The sequence below is a fragment of the Bradyrhizobium sp. Kon58 genome (assembly GCF_055807455.1).
The window spans coordinates 1-500 of the sequence record NZ_JBVVOT010000137.1; the positions used below are offsets into that span (position 1 = coordinate 1).

The following is a 500-nucleotide window of genomic DNA, read 5'->3' on the forward strand; positions in this document are numbered from 1 at the left end:
ACGCTCGCAACCGCATCGGGCCAGACCGCATCGTCGATCAACGCCTCCGGCCAGCTCAAGATCTCGACCGGCGTCAATGCCGATCTGTCGGTCACGGGCACTGGCAATGCGTTGAACGTGCTCGGGCTTGCCGGTAACACCGGGACCTCGAGCGCCTTTACCGCGGCGCGCACCTCGGGCGTCGGCGGCCTCAGCGGCAAGACCTTGACCTTCTCCGCCTTCAACGGCGGCACGGCGGTCAATGTCACCTTCGGCGACGGCGCCAACGGCACGGTCAAGACGCTCGACCAGCTCAACTCGAAGCTTCAGGCCAACAACCTGACGGCGACGATCGACGCCAACGGCCTGCTGACGGTCTCGACCACCAACGACTACGCGTCCTCGACGATCGGGTCGACCGCCGCGGGTGGTGCGATCGGCGGCACGCTGACCACGGCGCTGACGTTCTCGACGGCTTCCAGCCCCGTCCAGGACACGGTTGCCCAGACCTCGCGTGCGAA

Annotated in this window: 1 protein-coding gene; it reads left to right on the forward strand. The window is 67.0% G+C overall.

Translation table 11 applies throughout. The annotated features are described in order from the left end of the window. Positions 1–500 (forward strand): DUF1522 domain-containing protein (locus tag AC0L20_RS39830; protein WP_473295641.1); only part of this gene is annotated, 500 nt, incomplete at both ends.